The following is a 6,027-nucleotide window of genomic DNA, read 5'->3' as shown; positions in this document are numbered from 1 at the left end:
TCGCTCTCGGCCGCTAGGGCAGGATGTTCCCACATCGGGTCCCCCTTAAACCCCCGACAAGCCCGTCGGCTCGTGTAGACTTACCCCCTCCGGGCGACCCCTAGCGGGGGATATTGTGTTTGCCTACGGCAAACCTCTTTATTAAGTGGAATGACTTCGTATTAGTTTTCTTAACTCCCAACTGATTTCTAATCGTCAGGTTGCTAAAACTGATAACTCGCTATCGCTCAGTCCTCAACGAGCCGGACGGGCTTGCCATCAGTTTTCTTGACGCAACCTTCGATTAAAAATCTTCGCTTGGTAAATAATAGAATTATTTTCTAAGTTCTAGATTTTGCTAGGCCCGTTTGGATTTTGCCATATTTTGCTTATTATTATCATATATCAATCACATTTTTAAAAGTATTTTTCTCGTGCTTCTTATGTGTCACAAATTAATCATATCTTTCAAATTTTATTTTATAATCCCAGTAACACCACTATCCAGGCCTGGACTATAGATGCTATTGGAATTAGTAATAATGGCATCAAGATGAAATGTTCCTTAATGGCCAAATGCTTCATCCAATTTCCAAATTCGTAGTCCTCATGTCCTTCTGTGCCTGGTATTACTATCTTATCCTTGTACTTTCCTTGGAACAAAAGTACATCCAATAGAAGGAAATCTCCCAAGTTTAATATTGTCCACTGAATATAGCTCATCCAAAAAAGATCTCTAAGTCCTCTAATTCCTGTATGTAAAAGTGAGGTCACTCCATATATAAATACGATTCCTGAAATTATAATCGTAAGTATTAAATTTATTCTTTTTTCTTCTTTTGTCATCTTTTCTGTAGCCGAATTTTGTATTCCCTTTGGATAGGAATCGAAGAAAAATCTCGGGTTAATCAGTACAAAAGCTGCCACCGAACCGTTAAATATAGCAGCCATTGCAATTCCATCTAATATTGCTCTTGTTATATCCATAATGTTCTCCTTATTTGTCTTTCAAAAATAGTTTTACTTTTTCAGCGTATTCTTTGGGATGTTCATGAAGAAATTGTCCGTGACCAATTCTTTCAAATACTTCTGTTCCCATTTGTGGAATATACTCTCTTAATATCTTTTCACTTTTTGCAGGAATTAGATCATCGCTTCCTCGCCAAAATAATACTGGATTTGAAAACCTACTTAAATTTTTTGGAATTTTGTAATAATAGATAAATTTACAGGCATTTTTAATCGTATTTTTTGATATTTGCGGATAGGTCATTTCTATTACACTTAAATTATCCTTGCCCATAAGCTTATCTAATAAAAATTTAAGTATGGGCTTCTTATTTTTGATCCTACTTGTCCCAATGATAAAGGCATAGGTAAAAGGCACTGCCATCAAGCCCAACTCATTTCTACTCCATTTATAATTAATTAATCACAATTTTACAAATTTTTACCAATTAATAATTTCTGAACCATACGCCTTGTCATATTTTTCTATAAGAAATTTCTTCATAGGACCTTTAAATAATAAGGAATAAAAACTCTTATATTTTATCTTGCATGCCCCAGAAATTTTCTAATTTTTTATACTAATTTATATTTAATTTTATTATTTTCTCCCAATAAGAAGAGTTGAGCCGTGAAGCCCTAACAATAAAGCTTCTTTAGGATCCATAAAAAGACCATCTGTTGTGTCAATTAATTGCACATCTTCATAGCCATCTTTTTTAAGCTTTTCAATAAATTTACTCATATCTCCGTATCTTGACTTATTCATCAAATCATGAATAACAAATACTCCACCTTTTTTTAGCACACGAAACGTTTCCAATAACAGTTTTTGTTTATTTTGCCCCATTATATTATGATAAACGTAGTTGCTAGTCACTAGGTCAAAACTTTCATCTTCAAAAGGAAGATTCACTGCATTTCCTTCTTCAAATCTCACATTTTCTACTTGCTCAGCCTTAGCATTGTCATAACAGAGCTTCTTTGAAAATTCGGCCTTGTATGGACCACTCCATATGTCACAACCCACCATGGTCGCTTTTGGATTTCTTTTTGCACAGGCTATAGTAAGGGCTCCACTGCCACAGCCCACATCTAAGCCCACTCCACCATCTTGGAGCTTTACATAGTCGGCAGTCCCCTCTATTATAACTTTAGCGAGCTTTCTTTTACCCTTGTAATCAAAGCTCCTATATAAGATGCTAACCCACATAGTTATTAATAGGAGTATAAGGCATCCTATTCCTAGGATAATTCCCCAGACAATCCTTTGCCTTCCTTGAAGGATAAGGTCACTTACACCAAATAAGATGAATAAAATAAGACATACTAGACTTTCAATAATCTTAACCTTCAACAATCTTTTAGGAAGCCAGTTTCCGTAATTAGGTTTTGTTTTCTTATCAAAAACATTGTATTCCCCATCCTTGTGAAATGGAGTCATCTTACCAAAGATTGCACTCTTATCAATATGCTCAAAAATCTTTGCAGAATAAGGATGTATTCCACTATGTCCGGTACAAACATATTTTAAATCATAATCTTTTAACCTATCTCTTAGTTTAACTAAAGACTCTTTATTCTTCTTTGAATCTTGATTGAAAAAGTCAAAGAAAGCATAACCACCATTTTCATTAATAGCAAGACAATCTCCAGAAATTAAAATCTTATCATCAACAACATAAACAGTATGGCCTACAGTATGCCCAGGAACAGGAATGGCTTCCACCTTTATTCCATCAACCTCAAAGATTGAAACATCTTTGATTGGAGTCCAACCATCTGCGATTTTCACACAGTTATGAAATATTGCCTTTCTTCGAATTTCTTTTGTCATATATTTCTCTTCATCGGCACCGATGTAGACATGAGCATTTGGAAAAATATTCCTGCCTGTTATATCAATTCCGCCGGCGTGATCAACATCTAGATGTGTTAAAAATAAATGTCTGATTTCATCTGGATTTATTTTTATTTTCTTAAACTCCTTATCTATACTATCATAGTTGATGTGACCGCTATCAAAAGCAATGGTTCTTCCATTTTTGGTATAAAACCATAGATTTACATCATATTCTCTAATGGCACTTATCCCATCAAGGAGGATGCCAGTATCTTCTGGCTTACAGTAAAATTTCCCACGCATGGTAATAGGCTTTACTTTATCATCAAAAAAATATAAAAGTTTCATAGATTTGCTCCTAAAAAATTCTAATTAAAACTAATAAGTAAAGATATCTAGTAAATAAAATATAATAAGTTAAACCAATCTCCGCGAATAATCATAGGAAGTCTCTCGATTATCGAAGTAAAAATAAGGAGGAATATAGGTATAAATAAAGCTTGCCAGCTTGGAAATACCGTAAATCCAAATAAAATCAGCAATGCAATTGCTATATTTGCTAAAACCAATTCCAAAAACTATTTTTGCCTGGAGTTTTAAAAATTTTAAAAATTCATAAAAAGCTCCCTTATTTTCGTATCTTGATAAAAAACCTAAGTAGGCACACTGAATCTGATAAGCACCTCCTAAGATTATGCCAAAAGCACTTATTAAAAATACAAACCATCCAAGCTTTAAATACTTTTCGTTTATGCTCAAAACAATATGAAAAATCCTTTATAATATATAAAAGCACATATGGAACCCAAAATACCTATCAATATACACTTTATAAGGTCACTATTAAGCGCCCTCTTTCATTAAATGATATCGATTATCAATTTAATTATACCACTGGTTTCCAAATATTTTATAATTTTCCACATAAAAACCACCACATTTAAAAACGTGGTGGTTGCTTTTTCCTTAGATTCTTTCTAATAGTTCTACTAAGAATTTAAAGTTATTTTCTACAGATTTTATGTTTACTCTTTCATCTGGGCTGTGGGCGCCTTCTATTTCTGGGCCGAAGGAGATCATTTCGGTGTCTTTTAGGGTTTTCTTGAAGAGTCCACATTCTAGACCACCGTGGGTTGTTGCTATTTGCATTTCATCGCCATGGACATCTTTCCAAACTTCTTTGGCTAGGTCAATTATTGGGCTGTCTTCTCTTTGCCAACCTGAATATTCGCTGGTAATTTCTGCCCTTGCTCCAAATTTTTCTACAATTTTCTTTGAGATTGCTGCTTTGTAGAATTTTTGGGAGTCTATTTCTGATCTGAACATTGAAGATATCCAAATTACCTTATCCCTATCTTCGATAAGACCAAGGTTTGAGCTGGTTACGATTGAATTTCCTACTTTTTTATAAAGGCCGTCTGGGATTACAAAGAGGAGGTCAATGATGTTTTTAGAAAGTTCTTTTGTTAGAACCTCTCCATCAAAACTAGCTTCTTTTACCCAAATTTCTCCATTTGGATCAACGTCTTTGTATTCATTCTTAACTTGAGCAATTCTTTCTTCTATAAGTTTGGTCACATCTTTTTTGTTAGGAACTGCAACAATAGCTCTAGCTGCAGATGCGATTGCATTTCTTTTAACTCCACCTGAAATTGTTGCGATTTGTAGGCCTTCGATGCCTTCTAATAGTCTGCCTAGAGTTTTATTGGCATTTAGCCTAAACTCGTCAATTTCCATACCTGAGTGGCCACCTGCAAAGCCCTTTAGGCCAACTTCAATAAAGTCGCCTTCTGCCTTTTCGAATTTCTTATCAAACTCGATTTCAAGGTCAAGTCCACCTGCACATCCTACTGTAAGGATGCCTTCTTCTTCGGAGTCGATATTCACTAGGTATTTGGCTGTAATTTGAGAAAGATCAAGCTTACCTGCCCCTCCCATAGAAGTTTCTTCTTCGGTTGTAATTATTGCTTCGATTGGGCCGTGTTTTAGGCTATCATCATCTAAAACTGCTAAGATAAAGGCAACACCAATTCCATCGTCAGCCCCTAAAGTAGTTCCATCTGCTGTAATCCAACCATCTTCTTCTAATAATTTGATTGGGTCTTTGGCAAAATCGTGGTCACTTCCTTCAACCTTTACACAAACCATATCCATGTGACCTTGGAGGGCAACAATAGCATGGTCTTCGTAGCCTGCGCTTGCTGGTTTTCTGATAATTACATTTAGGGCCTCATCTTGGCTGACTTCTAAATTTCTTTCCTTGGCAAAGTTTACCAAAAAGTCTGAAACCTCTTTTTCATTGCCAGATTCCCTAGGAATTTTAGCTAATTCTTTAAAATATTTTATAACTTGGTCAGAGTAATTCATTTTTTATCTCCTTAATTCTTCTATCATTTCATTCTTTGCCATGAGATTTTTTTCAAAATCCTGGTAATAATCCCTGAGATTTCTAGGGTTTCTAAACTTTTTACCAGATATCAATTTTGAATTGGCATTCATCCCAAGGCCTAGAATTGAACCAATTTCTTCATTTATGATTACATTATACCTCTGGGCTGTAGATTTTCTTTGGTAACCAACATTTTCGAGGTTTGAAATAATATTTTTTTGCCTGTATAGGTAGTAGGGTTCGTAGGCATTTTCCCTTGTAAACTCCCCTATCTTATCGGCAATTTTTATGGAATCTTCTCTCTCCCCGGTCTTACCTTTTTCGTTATATTTGGAACCTGATTTTATGGCGAGAGCGTGGAAGGTGATATTATCTGGGAGGAGGTCTTTTAAAATAGCAAAATTTTTAGCAAAATCTCCACTCCTTTCACCCTCAAGTCCCACTATAAAGTCCATATTTACGATAAAACCCAAGTCCTTAGCAAATTTATAAATCTTAAGAAAATGCTCCATATCTATGTCCCTATTTAGATTTTTCAAAATTTCTCTGTTAAAGGTCTGAGGATTTAAAGAAATCCTTGAAACTCCACCTGCCTTTAAAATTTCAAGCTTTTTAAAATCCAAGGTATCTTCCCTGCCAGCCTCAAAGGTAAGTTCCTGGTAGGTAAATTTTTGATTTATGGCTTGGAGAATTTTTTCAATTTCTCTATGACCTAAAAAAGAAGGAGTGCCCCCACCTATATAGATGGCATCTAATTTTTCCGGCAAATTTATCCCCTCAATTTCCTTGGCAAGGTAGTCTACTTAGG

At 35.1% G+C, this 6,027-nt stretch carries 3 protein-coding genes and 3 pseudogenes; all 6 read right to left on the bottom strand.

Features of this window, described 5'->3' with window-relative positions; genetic code table 11:
* Positions 1-459: 459 nt before the first annotated feature.
* Positions 460-966, bottom strand: a complete 507-nt coding sequence (locus tag RQ907_RS01095) for a hypothetical protein (RefSeq protein ID WP_311491558.1) — start codon at positions 964-966, stop codon at positions 460-462.
* Between the two features lie 10 nt (positions 967-976).
* Positions 977-1,384: pseudogene (locus RQ907_RS01090) on the bottom strand (alpha/beta fold hydrolase); the annotation flags it as partial.
* A gap of 204 nt (positions 1,385-1,588) precedes the next feature.
* Positions 1,589-2,431, bottom strand: a complete 843-nt coding sequence (locus RQ907_RS01085; protein WP_311491560.1) for a class I SAM-dependent methyltransferase — start codon at positions 2,429-2,431, stop codon at positions 1,589-1,591.
* Between the two features lie 78 nt (positions 2,432-2,509).
* Positions 2,510-3,133: pseudogene (locus tag RQ907_RS01080) on the bottom strand (MBL fold metallo-hydrolase); the annotation flags it as partial.
* 663 nt (positions 3,134-3,796) lie between these two features.
* Positions 3,797-5,197, bottom strand: coding sequence for a beta-Ala-His dipeptidase (gene pepD / locus RQ907_RS01075; protein ID WP_311491557.1), 1,401 nt, complete (start codon positions 5,195-5,197; stop codon positions 3,797-3,799).
* Positions 5,198-5,200: 3 nt separating this feature from the next.
* Positions 5,201-6,004: pseudogene (locus RQ907_RS01070) on the bottom strand (radical SAM protein); the annotation flags it as partial.
* Between the last annotated feature and the right edge of the window lie 23 nt (positions 6,005-6,027).

The sequence above is a fragment of the uncultured Anaerococcus sp. genome (assembly GCF_963510575.1).
Classification (GTDB): domain Bacteria; phylum Bacillota; class Clostridia; order Tissierellales; family Peptoniphilaceae; genus Anaerococcus.
The sequence above is the reverse complement of the archived record's forward strand: the minus strand, read 5'-3'. Positions and strand labels throughout refer to the sequence as shown.